Source organism: Cellulosimicrobium sp. EB106-03-01-XG111 (assembly GCF_058792115.1).
In genome coordinates, this window is sequence record NZ_JBYTEQ010000024.1 from 45,732 (window position 1) to 62,623 (window position 16,892).

The following is a 16,892-nucleotide window of genomic DNA, read 5'->3' on the forward strand; positions in this document are numbered from 1 at the left end:
CCCCGCCTCGCTGCGTGCGAGGCGGGGCCATGTGTCTGGATGAGGGTCTTGGCTCAGACCGCGATGGGCAGGCCGTCGTGTGTGCTGGCGCCGTTGTCCGCGCGGAGCCGCTCGGTGCGGCGGTCCTTCACGATCAGTGCGGTCAGGGGGAGGAAGTACAGCGCGGCGATGGCCGCTCCGACGACGACAGGTCCGGTCGCGCCGAGGGTGGACTCTAGGGCGAAGCCGGCGATCCAGGAGCCGACGGCCGTACCGACATTGAACGCCGAGGTGCTCAGCGCTGAGGCGAGCGTCGGCGCCTCGTCGGCGTAGCCGACGGCCTTGCCGATGAGGATCGGGTTCGTCGACATACCGAACAGGCCGAGCAGGAACACCAGGGACACGGTCGCGATCGGTGCGTGGGAGAACAGCGCCAGGCCGACGAGGACGAGGAAGGTCGCTGCCGCAGCCGTGAACAGCACACTGTACGGGCGCTCGGCGCCGAGGCGACCGCCGAGGTTCGATCCGATCAGGGCGCCGACGCCGTACGCCAGGAGCACGAGCGGGACCGCGGCGGCGGACATACCGGTGTTCTCGGTCAGCAGCGGGGAGATGAAGCTGTAGGCAGCCAGCGACGAGCCGCACACGATCGCAGCACCTGCCAGTACGAGCCAGACCCGCACGTCGCGCAGGGCGGCGGCCTCGCGCTTTAGGGACGGCTGGGGCGCGCCTGTCGGGTCGGCGGGCACCTGCTTGAGGATCGCGACCACGGCCAGCAGCGCCAGGACCGCCAGCGCCCAGAACGGGCCGCGCCAGCCGATCGCCTGGCCGGCGAACGAGCCCAGCGGCACGCCGACGACGTTGGCGAGCATCCCGCCGCCGAGGACGATGCCGAGCGCGCGGGAAGCCATCCGCGGTCCCGCGGCCTTGGCGGCGACGACGGCGGCCACGGCCCAGAACGCACCGGTAGCGAGTGCCGTGACGAAGCGCATACCGAGGACGAGCGCGTAGTGCGAGCTCAGCGCGACAACCACGTGACCCATCGCGAACACGACCAATGCCAATGAGAGAGCCAGCCGACGCTGGAGCCTGAGGGTCGCGATCGCCATCAGCGGGGTGCCCACGATCATCCCGATCGCGAACACGGTGATCATCAGTCCCGCATCGGCAACGCCCACGCCGATGTCTGCGGCGATCTCCGGCAGGATCCCGGCGACGATGAACTCGGTGGTGCCCATGAGGAACACCCCGGCGGCGAGCACATAGACGACGAACGGCAGGCGCGCCGCCTCGGGGGTGGGTCGAGCGACGGGCTGAACGGCAATTTCAGGCATGACGGAAGAGGGCCCTTCAGGGGTGGGAGACAAGGTCGGGGGGCCGCGGCCGTCGAGGTCCGGATCTGGACCGAGGTCGCTGCAATGTCCAGGACCATGCCACCACAGTCCTCCACCCGTAGGGAGTCCCGGTCGATGGGAGTACTCGCAGGGACTCCCCGGCTCGGCGCGCGGAACCTAGCGTGGAAACACGTGAACGACGCAGCCGAGCTCGCTGACCTGGCTGTGCGACCCCAGGAGCGACGTCGGCGGACAAAGGCAAACCACAGACCCGTCCAGGTCCACGCCCATTTCAGGTCACCGGGACCGTGCCCAGAAGGAGCACCATGACCACCATCGTCATCGTCGGAGCAGGACCCGGCCTCGGACAGGCCACCGCCCGCCGCTTCGGACGCGAGGGCTTCTCCGTCGCGCTCATCTCCCGCAACCAGGAGAACGTCGACCGGCTCGCGTCCGAGCTCGCTAGCGACGGCATCACCGCGCGCGGGTACGCGGCAAACGTCCGCGACCCGCAAGCGCTGCGCTCAGCGCTCGACGCGGCCGCTGCGGAACTGGGTGCGATCGAGATCCTGCAGTACAGCCCGGTACCCGCCAAGGACTTCATGAAGCCGGTGCTCGAAACGACCGCCGAGGACCTCACCGGTCCGGTCGAACAGTCGATCTACGGGCCGATCACGGCCGTCCAGCACGTCCTGCCCGGCATGTGCGACCTCGGTCGCGGCACGATCCTGTTCATCAACGGCGGCAGCGCCGTACGCCCGAACGGAAACGTCACGGGCACCTCCGTCGCCTTCGCCGGCGAGAGCGCCTACGGCCAGATGCTGCACGACGCCCTGGCCGAAGAGGGCATTCACGTCGCGCAGCTGATCATCCCGCTCGGTATCGGCGGAGGCGACCCCAACCACGAGCCCGACGCCTTGGCCGAGCGCATCTGGGCGCTGCACGCCGAGCGTGGTGCGTTCCGCACCTTCGTCGGGAACGACGACGCGTGAGGGCATCGCGAACCGTCGAACTGCTCGCCGCCTCCGCCGCGGTCCTGACCGCTCTGACCGCCTGCACGGCCGAAGAGCCTGCCGGGACGACACCGCCGTCAGCGACGCAGAACGCGCCTTCCTCTCCCGGCACGTCGCCTGCCGAGCCGGGACAGGCCCTCGCCGTCACCAGCGGACTCGAGGCACCGTGGTCGATCGCCTTTCACGATGGCACGACTCTGATTAGCGAGCGCGACTCCGGCCGCATCCTCGAACTCGCCGACGACGGCACGTCCCGCGAGGTCGCCACGGTCGAAGGCTCTACACCCATGGGTGAGGGTGGCCTGCTCGGTATCGCCGTGCAGGAGGGCGTGCTCTACGCCTACTTCACCGCGGGCGAGGAGAACCGTCTGGAGCGATACGAGCTCACCGGCGAGCCGGGCAGCCTCGGCCTGGGCGAGGCCGAGACGATCCTCGACGGCGTGGACGCGGCGAGCTATCACAACGGCGGACGTATCGCCTTCGGCCCCGACGGCATGCTGTACGTCACCATCGGCGACGCCGGGAACCAGCGGTCCGCGCAGGACCGGGACTCGCTGTCAGGAAAGATCCTGCGGCTCACCCCGGACGGCGGCGTACCGGCCGACAACCCGTTCGACGGTTCCCTCGTCTACAGCTACGGCCACCGCAACCCGCAAGGCATCGCCTGGGACTCCGACGGCACGATGTACGCGAGCGAGTTCGGGCAGAACACCTGGGACGAGCTCAACGTGATCGAGCCCGGCGGGAACTACGGCTGGCCGGAGGTGGAAGGCATCGCCGGCGACGAGCGGTTCATCGACCCCGTCCAGCAGTGGGATCCGGCCGACGCCAGCCCGAGCGGCATCACCGTCTACGACGGCAGCATCTGGATCGCGAACCTGCGCGGCGAGCGGCTCCGCGAGGTCCCGCTGAACGACCTCGGAGCCTCGATTGAGCACTTCGTCGGCGAGCACGGGCGTCTGCGCGACGTCGCCGTCGCCCCCGACGGATCCCTGCAGACGCTCACGAACAACACCGACGGCCGCGGCGATCCCGGCCCCGACGACGACCACGTCCTGCGCATCCAACCCTGAATCGCCCGAAAGAAGAGACTCAGCGTGGAACTTGCCCTGCACATCACCGACTTCACCTGGACCGGCGGCTCCCGCGAGCTGCGACGGTCGCTCGCGCAGCATGTGCGCGACGCCGAGCAGGCAGGCATCTCCCGGATCACGGTCATGGACCATTTCTGGCAGATACCGCCGATCGGACCCGTAGAGAACGAGATGCTCGAGGCGTATACGACCCTCGGGTTCATCGCCGCCCACACTGAGAAGGTGCTGTTGCACACGCTGGTCACCGGAGTCACCTACCGAGAGCCTGCGCTGCTCGCGAAGACGATCACGACCCTCGACGTCCTCTCCGGCGGCCGCGCGGGCCTGGGCATCGGAGCGGCCTGGTTCGTCCAGGAGGCGGAGGGACTCGGCTTCCCGTTCCCGCCCACGCGCGAGCGCTTCGATCGCCTGGAGGAGACACTCCAGATCTGCCGTCAGATGTGGTCGGGGTCCCAGGACTCGTTCGAGGGCACGTACTACCAGTTGGAGCGCTCGCTCGATTCTCCCGGGCCGCTGCACAACCCTTACCTCATGATCGGTGGCGGCGGCGAGAAGCGCACCCTGCGCCTCGTCGCCCAGTACGCCGACGCGTGCAACCTGTTCCCCAGTCACGACCTCCGGCACAAGCTCGATGTGCTGCGCGGTCACTGCGATGCCGTGGGCCGCGAGGAGAGTGAGATCGAGAAGACGATCTCACTCGTGCTCGGCGCCGACGACTCCGTCGACGACCTCGTGCATCAGGCAGAGCAGGCCCGCGACCTCGGCTTCACGGTCGCCTACGTCAACGCCGTCGGGATCACCGAGCCCGCGAGAATCGTCGACATGCTCGCCCAGGCCGTCACTCGGTTGGCCTGAACGAACAGACGCATCCCGTTCGACAGAAGCGGAGAACGCGCGCTCATGGCACTCGTCCTGGTCACCGGCGCATCGACCGGCCTCGGCCTGGCCACCGCGACCGCTCTTGCCCGTGCGGGCCATGACGTCGTCCTGCACGCCCGCACCCGCAGCCGTCTCGACGGCCACAAGATTCGAGGCCAGATACGCGGCATCGTGCTCGGCGACCTCTCCCACCGGCAGGAGACGGTAAGCGTCGCAGAACAGGCGAACGCGTTCGGGCGCTTCGACGCCGTCATTCACAACGCCGGGGTCATGGACAGCGCCGACACACTCGCGGTGAACGTGCTGGCCCCCTATCTGCTCACCGCGTCGATGCCGCTGCCCGGCCGGGCGATCTTCCTGTCCAGCTCGATGCATCACTCCGGGCGACCGGACCTGCGTCCGATCCACACGGGCACCGAGGCCTCCTACTCAGACAGCAAGTTGTTCGTCACCACGCTCGCCCTCGCGCTCGCGCGCCGGTACACGAGCACGCTCTCTCATGCGGTCGACCCGGGCTGGGTGCCCACGCGCATGGGCGGCTCCTCCGCGCCGGACGATCTCACCGAAGGGCATCGCACCCAGACGTGGCTCGCCGCCGCCCCCGTCGACGAGATCCACCCCACGACGGGCGGGTACTGGCACCACCGCAAATCGCGCCGCCCGCACCCGGCCTCCATGGACAGCGGCTTCCAAAGCCTGCTCCTCGAAACGCTCGCAGCGCGCACCAACCTAGCGCTACCTGCCACCGGCCACGTGGTGTGACCAGCGCGCGAGCTCAGACACCACGGCAGGCGCCAGACCGCCACCAAGAGGTCACCTCAAGCCATGCCTCCAGGCACGACCCGCGGGTCGACGCGTGACCACCGACGCACCGCTCACTCCCGATAGAAACACGTCTGGACCGCGGTCTCAGGAACCGCGGTCAGGCGTCGAGGGCGGGTGAGACCTCGAGACCGGTACGGCGGGCGCTCTCGGCCCACAGTGCGTTGACGAGAGCGGCATCGTTCTGCTGCGGGTTGGGCCGCTTGGGGAGCTTGCGGTGCTCGTCGTAGTACTCCCCGGACTGCCAGGTGAGGCCGGGAGTTCCGTCCATCGCCCAGATGAGGTTGTCGGCACCGGACTCGGGCCTAGACAGCATGCGAGCCAGGGGGCTCTTGTAGATGAGCTTCATCATGCCGTTCCCGGTCTCTCGGCCGAAATTGGACGAGATGTTGCCCGGGTGCAGCGCGACGGCGCTCAGGCCCTGGTCGTGGTAGCGGGCGTGCAGCCCCTTGGCGAACAGGATGTTGGCGAGCTTGGAGTCGCCGTAGGCCTTCATCGTCTTGTACTTCTTCGTCGCGTCGAGGTCGGCGAGATCGATCTTGCCGAACGCGTGGGCTCCGACGCTGGAGGTGTTGACGACCTTCGCGTCGCTAGCCACGAGAACGTCGATCAGCAGATTGGTCAGCAGGAACCCGGCGAAGTGGTTGACCTGCATGGTGCGCTCGTTGCCGTCCTCGGTCACCACGCGCTGGGCGAACACACCGCCGGCGTTGTTGGCGAGCACGTCGATGCGGTCGGTGCGCTCCCGGATCTGCGTAGCGAGCGCGCGGACGTCCGACAGCCGTTCGAAGTCCGCGGTGAAGGTCTCGGCGCCCAGCGGTCGGGCGACGGCGTCGAGCTTGTCCCGGCGGCGCCCGACGAGCAGGAGGCGTTCGCCTCGGTCGGCGAGCTTCCTCGCGGCGGCCGCACCGATGCCGTCCGAGGCGCCGGTGATGACGATGGTGCGCTGACTCATGAGCTGCTACTCCTTCTGCCCGAGGGCGGTTCAGTGGCCGTCGGCTTCGATGGACAGCGGCTCCCACTGCTTCCACTCGGCGAGGCGCTGCTGGTAGACGTGCGGGGCGACCTGGGTAGGGGCGGTACCGAAGAAAACGCGCAGCGGGGGCTGTTCGGCGTCGACGATCTTGAGGATGGCTGCTCCGGCGGCGGCGGGGTCGCCCATCGAGGCGCCGATGTCGGCCAGTCGAGCGGACATCTGCTCACGCAGGGGGTCGTACTGCGGCTGCGGGTTCGCGTGGGTCGCGCTGCTGCCACCCCAGTCGGTGCTGAACCCACCCGGCTCGACGAGGGTGACCTTGATGCCGAAGCCAGCAATCTCCTGCGAGAGTGCGTCGCTGAGGCCCTCCAGGGCCCACTTCGATGCGTGGTAGCCGCCGAGGTTAGGGAACGCGGTCACGCCGCCGACGGTCGAAATCTGGATGATGTGTCCCGCGCCCTGCGCGCGCAGGATCGGCAGAACGGCCTGGGTGACGTGCAGGACGCCGAACAGGTTGACCTCGAGCTGGTCGCGCAGCTGCTGCTCGGTCAGTTCCTCGACCATGCCGAAGAGCCCGTACCCGGCGTTGTTCACCACGACGTCCAAGCGGCCGAAGTGCTCGTTCGCGGCGGCGACGGCAGCAAAGACACCGTCGCGGTCGGTGACGTCCAGCTTCAGCGGAAGCACGTTGTCACCGAACTGCTTCACCAGATCGTCCAGAGCAGCGGTGTCGCGGGCTGTCGCGGCGACCTTGTCTCCGCGACCCAGCGCGCTCTTCGCGAACTCCTTGCCGAACCCGCGGCCCGCGCCGGTGATGAACCAGATCTTGCTCATTGCTGCACTCCTCGTGTCGATCGCTTCAGATAACACCATACGCCTTTCGTGGCACTCAGTGTCAAGTGTGGCTCTCATGGGCTAGTATGTGGGCATGACCTCGACGAGCGACCGCGAGACGCTGCGCGAGCGCACCCGGCGGGCGGTGCGCTCTGAGCTGATCGACGCTGCGCAGAAGCTGTTCGCCGAGCTGGGCTTCGAGGCTGTGACCGTCGACCAGATCGCCGCCGCGGCCGGGATGTCGAGGCGGAGCTTCTTCCGCTATTTCTCCAGCAAGGAGGAGGTCGTGCTGGGCAAGGTCGACCGGCATGGGGAGGCGTTCGTCCGCGCGCTGGCCGAGCGCCCTGACGACGAACCGGCGTGGGTCGCGTTGCGGCGCATGTTCGACGACGCCGTCGCCTACGGCAGTGACCCCGAGTTGGGGCAGCACGCGGCCGAGATGGACCGTGTGATCCAGTCCTCCGAGACGTTGCGGGCCGGCTATCTGCAGCGCATGCAGCATGCGCAAGATCTCGTGGCGGAGGAGCTGCGGCGGCGCGAGGAGCGGCGCGGCACGACCGGATGGGGCGACGTCGACGCAGCCGCTCTTGTTGCCGCGGCGTTCGCCGCGCTCCTGACGTCCCACGCGCACTCCCAAGCCCGCCGGGTGTCGTTCGCGGCGACTCTCGACGAGGCGCTGGGGGCCATCGCGCGGGAGAGCAGTGCGGACAGCCGGGCCTGAGCCGCCCGGTCCTCCTGCGCGACGCTTCACGTGACCGGCATCGGGCGACCGTCGTTGCGGTCAGTCGGTGTGCAGGAGTCCCGAGATCCTCCAGAGCGTCCAGGCGTTTGCGGCGCGCAGGCGACCCTCAGGACTGCGAAGTGCATAGCCGGCTTGCACTTCGAGCCATTCCAGCCGGTCCTGCAGCGTGGAATGGTGGATCTGCAAGGCTTGCGCGGCCTGACGCAGCGTGGCTCCCGAGGCCAGGTGGTAGAAGGTCTGTGGGACCCAGGGCCGGCGTGCGCGCATTCCCTCGAGCAGGACGATCTCGGGATCAGCGGCGGCCATCTGCGGGGTGATCTGCTCACTGATCACCCGCGCCGCGCCGAGTTCCTCATGCCTCACCACGGTGGGCCCACCGTGGTGAGGACCCACGGCCAAGCGCAGCGCCGCGATCGCCCGGCTGCACGCCCCTGGGACGTCGCCCCCCTGCGAGAAGGCCCGGCCGGTGCGGACGGCGACCGCAGGATGCCCTGGTGTCGGCGCATCGTCGTGCAGGAGCCCGATCCACACGTCTGCGACGTGGGCACGGGACGAGACTTCGGGCGGCGTGTCGGGGGGCGTTGCCACCACGACCGGATCCGGGGGAAGGCCCAGAGTGGTCAGCGCCGCCGCCCGCTCGGCGGGTGGGGCGGTGACGTCGCAAGCGGTGGCCGTGAGCTCCTCGGGCGTCAGAGGCCCGGTGACCGGGCGGATCCTCACCCGCAAGGCCTGCGCACAGCGCTCAAGGATCAGCGCGTCGAGAGGGCCCGCAGGCCCCTCACGCTCGAGCCACACCGACGTCGCCCGGCTACGGTCGACCATGACCGACGTGCCAGGCGTGGCCGTCAGCGCTCCTTCGACGGTCCTGCCCGCTGGGTCCACGCGCGTCGTGGTCCCAGCAGCACTGTCGCGAAATCCAGCCGGCACGCCCGCCAGGGCGGCGGCCGCGCGCAGGACAGCCTCGCGCGGCGCGGCGCCCTCCACGAGGTTGTCGAAGTGCGAGATCACACGCAGAGCGGTCGCCGCGTCACCGTCCGTGACCGTCAGCCGTCCGATGAGTTCACGCATGCGTTGTCCTCCAAGGGTTGAGGCCAGCGTATGCCTACCCGCCAGATGGCGGGCATCGACGCCGAATTTGCCGCCGCGCTGCGGATGCCGGCAGAACACCCGGGCCGCCAAGATTGCTGCACCTTCCAAGGACGTGAGGAGATTGCCATGACAGCAGAACCTGTCGCCCAGCCGTTCGACGTCGAGCTGGCGCCCGTACTGGCCGCGGGGATGCTCGCCCCGACGGTCAGCGCCGAGACTCTCGACGCACTGCGCGCGATGATGCGCGAGCAGGCCGACGCCAACCCCGTCGATCTGACCCTCGGCGGCACCGTTCGGGGGGACGTGCTCACCGTGCCCGGCCCGGACGGAGCGCCCGACATCACCCTGCACATGTTCCGCCCGGCCACTGGCCAGGGCCCCTGGCCCGTGCTGTACAACACCCATGGCGGCGGGATGGTCTCGGGCAGCGCCCTGGGAGAGGTGGTGCTGTACCTGCCGTACGTTGCCGAGGGGCTCGCGGCAGTCATCTCTGTGGAGTATCGGCTCGCGCCCGAGCACCCCGATCCTGCACTGATCGAGGACTGCTACGCCGGCCTGGTCTGGACGGCTCGCCACGCCGACGAGTACGACCTCGATGCCGATCAGCTGATGTTGATCGGCGCGAGCGCAGGCGGCGGCCTTGCCGCGGGTCTCGGCCTGCTCGCACGCGATCGAGGGTTCCCGGCGATCACCCACCAGATCCTCATCTGCCCGATGATCGACGACCGCGAGATCACCCCCAGCAGCCGCATGCTCGACGGGAAGGGCGTCTGGGACCGCAACAGCAACCACTTCGGTTGGACGTCGCTGCTCGGTGACCGCCGCGGCGGGCCCGATGTCGGCATCTACGCCGCACCCGCCCGTGCACAGGACCTGTCCGGGTTGCCGAAGACCTACGTCGACGCCGGGGGTGCAGAGACGTTCCGTGACGAGGCCGTCGACTACGCCCAGCGACTGGCACAAGCCGGCGTCCAGGTCGACCTGCACGTGTGGGGCGGGGGCTTCCACGGCTTCGACATGCTCGTCCCGCAGGCCGCGATTTCCCGCGCCGCCATCGCCGTGCGTGACGAGTACATCCGCCGAGCCCTGGCCCGCTGACCCGTTCCGGGGCGACAGCCCCGGGTGGTTCTCCGAGAGGAACGACAGACATGGCAGACACCACAGGTACCAAGAGCCCGATCGTCGAGCACGACGTCCGGGACAAGGTGATCCTCCTTGCCGGTGCGGGAGGCCTCGCGACCGCCACCGCAACTCGACTCGGCGCAACCGGAGCCCGGCTGGTGATCGGTGACCTCAGTATCGCGGCGGCTGAGAGCACAGCAGAGGAAGCCCGTGCTCACGGCGGTCGGGCGGTCGCCCTGCAGTTGGACATCTCTGACGAGACTTCCGTCAACGCCTTCGCGGCGCACGCCGTCGCGGAGTTCGGCCGCATCGACGGCCTGCTCAACATCGCCGCGGACATCCGCCCGCAGAACATGGGCCGCGACACCGACGCCGTAGAGATCCCGCTCGACGTCTGGCAGCACACGCTCGACGTCAACCTCACGGGCTACCTGCTCACCACTCGCGCCGTCATCCCCCACATGCTCGAAGCTGGCGGCGGATCGATCGTCAACATCATTTCCGGTGCCGTCTACATCGGAGAGCCGCTGCGCCTGGCCTACGACGTCAGCAAGGCGGGGGTCACGGCCCTCACACGGCACATCGCCAACCGATGGGGCCGAGACGGCATCCGCGTCAACTCCCTCGGCCCCGGTGGAGTCCTCACCGACGCCATGCAAGCCAACGTCGACCCCGCACAGCGCGAGAAGTCCCTCGCCGTGCTTCCCCACACTCGCCTCGGCAAGCCCGACGACATCGCCGCCATGGCGATCCACCTGCTCTTCAACGACGGCGCCTGGATCCAGGGGCAGTCGATCATGGTCGACGGCGGCCTCACCATGCGCCCCTGACGCTCGACTCCAGGGCTGATCCGTGCCGGCCACGGGTGGTCCCCGGTCGGCCCGTGTAGCAGGTGGGCGAGCCGGCGCCAGGCGCCGACCGTGAGGAGGGTGGTGCGCCGACGATGCGCAGATCCCCGTCGATCGGTAGGCCGGCGACGATCTACTGAGGCTGGGGAGAGGGTGCCGGTCACCGCGGCGCACACGACGTCGACGGTCGCGCGGTGCTTCACTTTCAACCAGGACCGCTCGCCCCCGCGGTAGGGCTGCCCACCGCCCTTGACGACCAGGCCCCGACACCGACCGCCGTGTACGTCTCGAACCACTCGCGCGCCTCATCGACGTCGTCGGTCACAGGTGACAGGTTCAGCGGCGGCTGCCACGTCGCCGCGAGCTCGATGAGCAAGGAGCGTCGGGCGTCGAACGGCTCGGGCCGCACGTCGCGGGCCGCCGAGTTCGAGGACGTCGAACGCGACCAGGGAAGCCGGGCGAGCGCGGGCGGCGGCCGCCGCTGCGCGCGGGCCGCGGCCCATGCGCTCCTGCAGGACGTCGAACGCGAGCCGGCCGTCCTGCCAGACGACGAGCTCGCTGTCGAGGACGATGACGGGGTCGAGGTGGGCTTCGAGTGCGGCGACGATCTCGGGGAACGTCGACGTCAGGTCGGTCCCGCGGCGGGATTAGATGCGCGCGCCGTCGTCCTGACCGGGGCGGTTGCGCGGTAGCCGTCCCACTTGGGTTCGTAGCGGCAGCCGCCCTCGAGCGCGCTCGGCGCGGGGATCTGCTCGGCGGCGCGCGCGAGGGCGACGACGTAGGGCATCGCCCTCGCGCCGGCCATGCCTCAGCCTGGGACGTTGCGCGGGTCGTGCCCGTGGGAGTCCTTCTGCGCGATCGTCCCGTCCAGGTTCTTGATCACGAGCTCGGCGCTCTCGCGCTCGGCGGCCGCGCGCCCGGCCGCGACCGCGTCGTCCTTCGTCGCGTGGTTCGACAGCGGCTCACGCTCGCCCTGACGGCGCACGTTCCACTGCTCGTCCTGGTGGTAGACCTCGATCGTCACTGCCACGGGGAACCCCGTCTCCGTCGGTGTTGAGACCACCGTGAACGGTCACGCGGTTCTCGCACGTTCGGCGCGGCGTCAGGCGACGGGCTCGATGAGGGCGGGTGAGTCATTGCGTACGTCGCCCACGGCCGGGGAGACCTCGACGGGTTTCAGGTGCGATTCGGGCACACGGCGCAGTAGCGCGTCGACGTCGCCGGTGTCGGTGAGGTCGGGGTCGAGCCAGGTGTCTCACAGGTCGTCCGGGAGCAGTAGTGGGAACCGGTCGTGGATGTGCCCGAGGGTGTCGGTCGCGTTCGTCGTGATGCGGTCAGTGACCACAGGCACCGGTCGCGATCGTCGTCGCCCTTGGAGGGGTCGCGCCACAGCTCGTACAGGCCGGCGGCCGCCAGCGGCGGACCGTCGGGGTCGGTGAGGTAGTAGGGCGTCTTGCGGCCCTTGCCGGACTCCGGCGCGTGCCACTCGTAGTGCCCGTCCATCGGGATGATGAGGCGCCGCTTCGCCGCGGCGCGGCGAAAGGCCGGCTTGTCGGTGATCGTCTCGACCCGGGCGTTGATCGTGCGCGCACCGATCTTCGAGTCCTTCGCCCACGACGGCACCAGGCCCCAGCGCAGCGTGCGCAACTGGCGTACCGGACGGTCGGCCTCCACGCCCTCGAGGACCCCTCGCACGTCCTGCGCGGGGCGACGTTCCAGGAGGGTCCGAGTTCGTCGCCTACGAGCTCGGAGACGTGGAAGCGGTGCGCGAGCTCGTCGTCGCGTCGGGCGCTGGCGTATCGACCACACGTGCGCTCAGCGTGCCCGCTGAAGGCGATCGCCGCGACCACACGCGGCGGTGTAGTGAGTCGATCGTGAAGACGGTGTCGCTACTCGCCCTTACGACAGGTGCGGCATCGCCGTCGTCCGTCGGAGGGGTACACGATCGTGTTCTCGGGCGAGTACTCGTGTCCTCGTGGGCAGTGGGTCTTGGCAGCTTGCCAGCCGCCGGCGCCGACACCCTCAGGGGTCCCCGACCGGTACCACCGGTCGTAGTGCATCTTGCAGAGACGACGCGCCTTCGCGCTCCGGTCGCACCCGTCAACTTCGCACGGCTGGCCGTACTCCGTGCGTGCGCGGGCGGTGTCCGCGAAGCGAGCACGCACGCGATCCGCTGCCTCCAAGTCCAGCCGCCATCGACCGTCTGGGGGCAGCGGAAAGGCCGCGCGGAGCCAGGCGTACACAGCGGCACGTGAGACACCGATCTCCCGTGCCAGCTCGGTCGGAGTCGTGTACTCGACGTCGCTCCGCGCGGCCGTCATCGATGTCGTCAGTCGTCGCTCGTCGGGCTCTGCGCCGGGACTTCGCGCTTGGCCGCGCGGCGCCGGGTGCGGACCTTCTTGTCCGGCTCGGGGAAGCCGATCTTGCGAAGTTCGTCGACGGTCCATCCGGCGCTCAGCGCTGCGTTGAACGCGCGCACATCCTCGCGCTCGGCGGTCGCGACTCGGTCGGCGATCCGGCGCTGGAACTCGGCGAGTTCCCGTTCGGTCTCCCCGCGGACGTCGGTGACGCTCTGCCGTGCCTCTGCGACGGCGCGAATGGCCCCCATTCGTGCTTCCTGTGCGCGGTGTGCGCGTTCCAGTGCCTCATCCACGCTCAGTGTCTTTGCCATGGTCCGAGCGTACGAGAACCACGCTCAACGAGGAACCCCAACGCGCCGGTCACGGCGCCCCTCGCGGCTCGTCGCGAGGTGGTCATCGCGTACGGCGCGACGAAATGACCGAGGAGTCCCGGACGGAGCGAGGAGTCCCAGACGGAGCAAGGAGTCCCGGACGGAGCAAGCTATATGCTTAGCACGGCTAAGTGGCTCAATCGGTGGACGGCTTCGCCGGCCCCTGGCACACTGGACGTGTGATCCCCGCACGGGGCGGGGTCGCTGCGCTGGGCCGAAGGGCGGGTGGAACGCATGAGCGACGAGGCTCCTCGTCCGCGACAGCTCGCCCGACGTCGGCGCGCCAACGTCGAGGGCGGCCGCAAGCACCGCCACGAGGTCAAGGTCACGCCCGAGGAAGAGGGCATGCTGCTCCGACTCGCGCACGAGCAGCGCGTGACCGTGCCGCGCCTTCTCGTGGAGTCGGCTCTTGCGTCGGGGACGTCGGAGACGCCGACCGAGCGGCGCAACGCGATGGCTCAGCTCTTCGGGCTGCACCGGCTCCTGGCCGCGGTGTCGAACAACGTCAACCAGATGGCGAAGGCGACCAACGCGACCGGCGAGGTGCAGGACGAGATGGTCGAGACGCTGCGGGCGGTGCGCCGTCTCGCCGAGCGGATCGACGCCACGATCGACGGGCTCAGCCGGCCGTGATGCCCAACGTCGTCCGGGGCGACCGCATGGCCGGACTGATGACCTACCTCGTCGGGCCGGGACGCTCCAACGAGCACACCGAGCCGCACCTGGTCGCGGGTGACGGCGCGCTGATGGCGTGGCACAACGACGACGAGCTCGGACGTGACGCGGCCCTGCGCATCGCGCACCACCTTGACCAGCCGCGCACGGCCTACGACGTGCAGGTGTCTGGCGGTCACGTGTGGCACTGCTCCCTGTCGCTGCGCGCCGATGAGGGCGCGCTGACGGACGAGCAGTGGCATGCGATCGCGAACGACTTCGTGCGCGCGATGGGGTTCGACGACCACGAGGGCACGAAGGCGCCGTGCCGGTGGATCGCGGTCCGTCACGGTGTCTCGACGAACGGGAACGATCACATCCACCTGGCCGTGAACCTTGTGCGTGAGGACGGCACGAAGGCGTCAGTGCACAACGACTTCCGCCGCGCCCAGACCGCGGCGCGCGCGCTCGAGGTCAGGCACGGCCTGGAGGAGCTGGAGTCGGTGCGGGCCGAGCGCTCGACCCGCGGGTACGACCCCGCCGAGCGCGAGGCGCAGGCGCGTGCACGGGCACAGGCCAAGTACGAGCGAGCGAGCCGACTCGAGGACGGTCGTGTACCTGCCTGGGCGGCACTGCCGGGCGCGGACCGGCAGGCGCGTATCGCGGCCGAGATGCGCACCGACCAGCCCCGCTACCTGCTCGCGCTCAAGGTGCGCGGGTGTGCCAGCGCGAGCCAGGACGAAGCCGAGTTCGTGCGACGCATGCGCCGGACCGGACTCCTGGTCCGGGCTCGGTTCGCGGACGGGCGCACGGACGTCGTGACGGGCTACTCGGTGGCCGAGCGACCCCAGGCCGGCGAGCGACCGATCTGGTACGGCGGCGGCCACCTCGCCCGCGACCTGTCCCTGCCCCGGCTGCGTGACGGGTGGCCCGACACACCGACGGGCGCCAGTGACGCGGCGGCCGAGTGGAATGCCGCCAAGCGCGGACGACGGGTCGTGTCCGCGGGCCGCGAGACGGCCGAGCCGGACCCCGAGATGTGGGCCAAGCAGCACGATGAGCTGCGTGCGCTGGTGGACCGGTTGCGGTCGGTGCCGGTCGAGGACCGGGACACGTGGGCGACCGTCGCGCGCCAGACCGCGGGCGCGTTCGCCGCATGGTCGAACGCGACCGAGGAGACGCCCGGCGACCTCGCCGCGGCCGCCGACGCGCTGTCACGTTCGGCTCAGACGCACCGGCGCACCGTGCGCCCGGACAAGGCTGGCACGGTCGCCATCTCGGGTGCGGCGATGCTTCTGGCGAGCGCGGCCCGCGGTGGGCAAGGAACCGTGGCGCAGGCAGCGATGATCCGCCAGCTGCTCCGGCTCACCCAGGCCGTGCACGGGGCCGCCGTCGCGGCCCAGCAGGAGCGTCATGCGCGCCTGCTCGCCGAGGACACCCGTGCACGCCTCGTGCGCGTGCGCGAGGCCCTGCCGAGCCTGACGCCGAGCGGCGGCGGCACAGCGGCGGCCACCACGCCGGCGGCGACAACGACAGTGCTCGACCGGGACGCGCAGGCCGTGCTCGACCGGCTCAACGCGGGTCACACGGACGCGAGCACGACGGCGTCGCCGCTGCCAGCCGACCTCGAGGCGGCACGCCGACGGCACACGGTCCAGCCGGGCGCAGAGCGCGGCCCGGAGCGATAGGAGGGGGCGAGTCATGGCTGAGGAGAGCGACGGCATCGAGGAGGCGTTCGAGGGCCAGCTGCGCGTGCTGGTCACCGCCGCCGGGCAGGTCGGGGAACGCATCGCACGGATGCGCGAGGAGGCGCTGCGCCGCGCGCAGGCACGCAGCGAGCAGCAGGCCCGCGAGCTGCAGTCCCGGTTCGAGGCCGAGCGGCGCGCCGCGCGCGTCGGGCTCGGCAACGTGTACCGGTCGGACTGGTGGGACCGGGCATCCGCGGAGCAGGTCGCCCAGACGTATCAGGTCGCCAGGGCGTGGGCCCGTGAGGACCCCGACGCGGTGCGCGCCGAGGAGCACATGCGCACCGAGATGCGCACGCGCTACGGACTGGACCCCGACGGCCTCGCGGAGCGGGCGCAGGCCGAGCGCGACGCCCGCACACCCGGGCCGCGGTTCGAGGCCCGCGACGAGCTCGACGGCTCGCAGCCGGTCCGCGAGCTCACGAAGGACGACGCACTGGCGATGATCGACCGCCTGCCGGCGGACGCCGAGCTGGGCCCGATCGGGCGCGGCGGACTGCGTGACGTGCAGACGTGGAAGGGCAAGGACCCTGACGTCGATCTCGCGATCGCGTCGAAGCTCCCGCACCTGATGAGCCAGGCGGAGCTCGTGGCCGTCGCGGCCGCCGAGAAGGAGCGCCACCGCGCGGCCGCGGAGCACGCCGAGGCCAAACGGCTCATGCAGCAGGCTGACCGTGAGGACCGGCTGGCGGACCAGGCGCGTAGCGCCGCAGAGCATGAACCGGACCCCGACGAGCGCGCGCGTGCGGCCGCCGAAGCAGTCCAGCGGGATGCGCTCGGTGGCCGGGCACGCGAGGACGGGCGGGCCACGTACGACAGCGCCGCTCGCCGCGACGTCACGGCGAGCGAGCTGCGCGCCAAGGGCATCGCGAGCGACGTCGTCGACACCCGGATGCGCGCCGACGCCAGCCAGGCTAGGCCAGCCACGGAAGCCGTGGCGGCCAAGACCGCAGGCCGCAGCCCGAAGGCCCGCAAGACTCGGAGCCGCGCGGCTCAGGCTCAGCGCACGGGCCTCGACCGCTGACGATCC

General features: G+C 70.2%; 18 protein-coding genes. 11 read left to right on the plus strand and 7 right to left on the minus strand.

From position 1 onward, the window contains the following. Positions 1 to 53: 53 nt before the first annotated feature. Entirely contained in the window at positions 54 to 1,313 is a 1,260-nt protein-coding gene (locus tag AC3WT4_RS17365; RefSeq protein ID WP_492316048.1) for an MFS transporter, read from the minus strand. Between the two features lie 326 nt (positions 1,314 to 1,639). On the opposite strand from AC3WT4_RS17365, the gene AC3WT4_RS17370 reads away from it, so the two are divergent. The 4 genes from AC3WT4_RS17370 to AC3WT4_RS17385 are packed head-to-tail and all read left to right on the plus strand — an operon-like array spanning position 1,640 to position 5,061. Continuing rightward, on the plus strand, positions 1,640 to 2,305 hold the full coding sequence (locus AC3WT4_RS17370; protein ID WP_492316049.1) for an SDR family NAD(P)-dependent oxidoreductase: 666 nt from the start codon (positions 1,640 to 1,642) through the stop codon (positions 2,303 to 2,305). Next, positions 2,302 to 3,399, plus strand: coding sequence for a PQQ-dependent sugar dehydrogenase (locus AC3WT4_RS17375; protein WP_492316050.1), 1,098 nt, complete (start codon positions 2,302 to 2,304; stop codon positions 3,397 to 3,399). Before AC3WT4_RS17370 ends, AC3WT4_RS17375 begins: the two co-directional genes overlap by 4 nt. A 24-nt stretch (positions 3,400 to 3,423) precedes the next feature. Beyond that, a complete protein-coding gene (locus AC3WT4_RS17380) occupies positions 3,424 to 4,275 on the plus strand; it encodes an LLM class F420-dependent oxidoreductase (RefSeq protein WP_492316051.1) in 852 nt (283 codons plus the stop codon). Between the two features lie 45 nt (positions 4,276 to 4,320). After that, on the plus strand, positions 4,321 to 5,061 hold the full coding sequence (locus AC3WT4_RS17385; protein ID WP_492316052.1) for an SDR family NAD(P)-dependent oxidoreductase: 741 nt from the start codon (positions 4,321 to 4,323) through the stop codon (positions 5,059 to 5,061). 160 nt (positions 5,062 to 5,221) lie between these two features. Here the strand turns inward: AC3WT4_RS17385 and AC3WT4_RS17390 are convergent, their stop codons facing one another. Together AC3WT4_RS17390 and AC3WT4_RS17395 are read right to left on the minus strand one after the other, a co-directional pair. Further along, complete coding sequence (locus AC3WT4_RS17390) at positions 5,222 to 6,076, minus strand: SDR family NAD(P)-dependent oxidoreductase (protein ID WP_492316053.1); 855 nt, start codon at positions 6,074 to 6,076, stop codon at positions 5,222 to 5,224. A 30-nt stretch (positions 6,077 to 6,106) separates the two neighbouring features. Then, positions 6,107 to 6,931, minus strand: a complete 825-nt coding sequence (locus AC3WT4_RS17395; RefSeq protein WP_492316054.1) for an SDR family oxidoreductase — start codon at positions 6,929 to 6,931, stop codon at positions 6,107 to 6,109. Between the two features lie 94 nt (positions 6,932 to 7,025). On the opposite strand from AC3WT4_RS17395, the gene AC3WT4_RS17400 reads away from it, so the two are divergent. Beyond that, entirely contained in the window at positions 7,026 to 7,652 is a 627-nt protein-coding gene (locus AC3WT4_RS17400) for a TetR/AcrR family transcriptional regulator (RefSeq protein WP_492316055.1), read from the plus strand. 60 nt (positions 7,653 to 7,712) lie between these two features. Here AC3WT4_RS17400 and AC3WT4_RS17405 read toward each other — a convergent pair whose 3' ends face one another. Further along, the gene (locus tag AC3WT4_RS17405; protein ID WP_492316056.1) at positions 7,713 to 8,741 is read right to left on the minus strand and encodes a helix-turn-helix domain-containing protein; all 1,029 of its coding nucleotides are present in this window, start codon (positions 8,739 to 8,741) and stop codon (positions 7,713 to 7,715) included. A 30-nt stretch (positions 8,742 to 8,771) separates the two neighbouring features. On the opposite strand from AC3WT4_RS17405, the gene AC3WT4_RS17410 reads away from it, so the two are divergent. The 3 genes from AC3WT4_RS17410 (at position 8,772) to AC3WT4_RS17420 (ending at position 11,424) form a co-directional block, all read left to right on the plus strand. Continuing rightward, positions 8,772 to 9,860 (plus strand): alpha/beta hydrolase, encoded by a 1,089-nt coding sequence (locus tag AC3WT4_RS17410; RefSeq protein WP_492316057.1) that lies wholly within the window; start codon positions 8,772 to 8,774, stop codon positions 9,858 to 9,860. Between the two features lie 50 nt (positions 9,861 to 9,910). Beyond that, positions 9,911 to 10,714, plus strand: coding sequence for an SDR family NAD(P)-dependent oxidoreductase (locus tag AC3WT4_RS17415; protein ID WP_492316058.1), 804 nt, complete (start codon positions 9,911 to 9,913; stop codon positions 10,712 to 10,714). 296 nt (positions 10,715 to 11,010) lie between these two features. Then, a complete protein-coding gene (locus AC3WT4_RS17420) occupies positions 11,011 to 11,424 on the plus strand; it encodes a hypothetical protein (RefSeq protein WP_492316059.1) in 414 nt (137 codons plus the stop codon). A gap of 116 nt (positions 11,425 to 11,540) precedes the next feature. Here AC3WT4_RS17420 and AC3WT4_RS17425 read toward each other — a convergent pair whose 3' ends face one another. The 3 genes from AC3WT4_RS17425 to AC3WT4_RS17435 all read right to left on the minus strand — a co-directional run bounded on the left by AC3WT4_RS17425 (position 11,541) and on the right by AC3WT4_RS17435 (position 13,403). Then, a complete protein-coding gene (locus AC3WT4_RS17425) occupies positions 11,541 to 11,762 on the minus strand; it encodes a DUF2188 domain-containing protein (protein WP_492316060.1) in 222 nt (73 codons plus the stop codon). A 146-nt stretch (positions 11,763 to 11,908) separates the two neighbouring features. Beyond that, the gene (locus AC3WT4_RS17430) at positions 11,909 to 12,406 is read right to left on the minus strand and encodes an SOS response-associated peptidase (protein WP_492316061.1); all 498 of its coding nucleotides are present in this window, start codon (positions 12,404 to 12,406) and stop codon (positions 11,909 to 11,911) included. Between the two features lie 655 nt (positions 12,407 to 13,061). After that, positions 13,062 to 13,403, minus strand: a complete 342-nt coding sequence (locus AC3WT4_RS17435) for a hypothetical protein (RefSeq protein ID WP_492316062.1) — start codon at positions 13,401 to 13,403, stop codon at positions 13,062 to 13,064. Positions 13,404 to 13,697: 294 nt separating this feature from the next. Here AC3WT4_RS17435 and AC3WT4_RS17440 point away from each other — a divergent pair, with 294 nt between their 5' ends. Genes AC3WT4_RS17440 through AC3WT4_RS17450 form a run of 3 tightly spaced genes read left to right on the plus strand, consistent with a single transcriptional unit; the run spans position 13,698 to position 16,886 of the window. Then, positions 13,698 to 14,096, plus strand: a complete 399-nt coding sequence (locus tag AC3WT4_RS17440) for a MobC family plasmid mobilization relaxosome protein (protein WP_492316063.1) — start codon at positions 13,698 to 13,700, stop codon at positions 14,094 to 14,096. After that, positions 14,093 to 15,805, plus strand: coding sequence for a relaxase/mobilization nuclease domain-containing protein (locus AC3WT4_RS17445; RefSeq protein ID WP_492316064.1), 1,713 nt, complete (start codon positions 14,093 to 14,095; stop codon positions 15,803 to 15,805). The genes AC3WT4_RS17440 and AC3WT4_RS17445 overlap by 4 nt, the downstream gene beginning before the upstream one ends. A 13-nt stretch (positions 15,806 to 15,818) precedes the next feature. Continuing rightward, positions 15,819 to 16,886, plus strand: a complete 1,068-nt coding sequence (locus AC3WT4_RS17450) for a hypothetical protein (RefSeq protein WP_492316065.1) — start codon at positions 15,819 to 15,821, stop codon at positions 16,884 to 16,886. Positions 16,887 to 16,892 lie beyond the last annotated feature (6 nt).

What these genes read in the sequence shown, in the direction of transcription:
- AC3WT4_RS17395 (WP_492316054.1), bottom strand. Translation starts at nt 6,931, where the DNA reads ATGAGCAAGATCTGGTTCATCACCGGCGCGGGCCGCGGGTTCGGCAAG.
- AC3WT4_RS17450 (WP_492316065.1), top strand. Translation starts at nt 15,819, where the DNA reads ATGGCTGAGGAGAGCGACGGCATCGAGGAGGCGTTCGAGGGCCAGCTG.
- AC3WT4_RS17390 (WP_492316053.1), bottom strand. Translation starts at nt 6,076, where the DNA reads ATGAGTCAGCGCACCATCGTCATCACCGGCGCCTCGGACGGCATCGGT.
- AC3WT4_RS17435 (WP_492316062.1), bottom strand. Translation starts at nt 13,403, where the DNA reads ATGGCAAAGACACTGAGCGTGGATGAGGCACTGGAACGCGCACACCGC.
- AC3WT4_RS17410 (WP_492316057.1), top strand. Translation starts at nt 8,772, where the DNA reads ATGCCTACCCGCCAGATGGCGGGCATCGACGCCGAATTTGCCGCCGCG.
- AC3WT4_RS17370 (WP_492316049.1), top strand. Translation starts at nt 1,640, where the DNA reads ATGACCACCATCGTCATCGTCGGAGCAGGACCCGGCCTCGGACAGGCC.
- AC3WT4_RS17365 (WP_492316048.1), bottom strand. Translation starts at nt 1,313, where the DNA reads ATGCCTGAAATTGCCGTTCAGCCCGTCGCTCGACCCACCCCCGAGGCG.
- AC3WT4_RS17385 (WP_492316052.1), top strand. Translation starts at nt 4,321, where the DNA reads ATGGCACTCGTCCTGGTCACCGGCGCATCGACCGGCCTCGGCCTGGCC.
- AC3WT4_RS17415 (WP_492316058.1), top strand. Translation starts at nt 9,911, where the DNA reads ATGGCAGACACCACAGGTACCAAGAGCCCGATCGTCGAGCACGACGTC.
- AC3WT4_RS17400 (WP_492316055.1), top strand. Translation starts at nt 7,026, where the DNA reads ATGACCTCGACGAGCGACCGCGAGACGCTGCGCGAGCGCACCCGGCGG.
- AC3WT4_RS17440 (WP_492316063.1), top strand. Translation starts at nt 13,698, where the DNA reads ATGAGCGACGAGGCTCCTCGTCCGCGACAGCTCGCCCGACGTCGGCGC.
- AC3WT4_RS17405 (WP_492316056.1), bottom strand. Translation starts at nt 8,741, where the DNA reads ATGCGTGAACTCATCGGACGGCTGACGGTCACGGACGGTGACGCGGCG.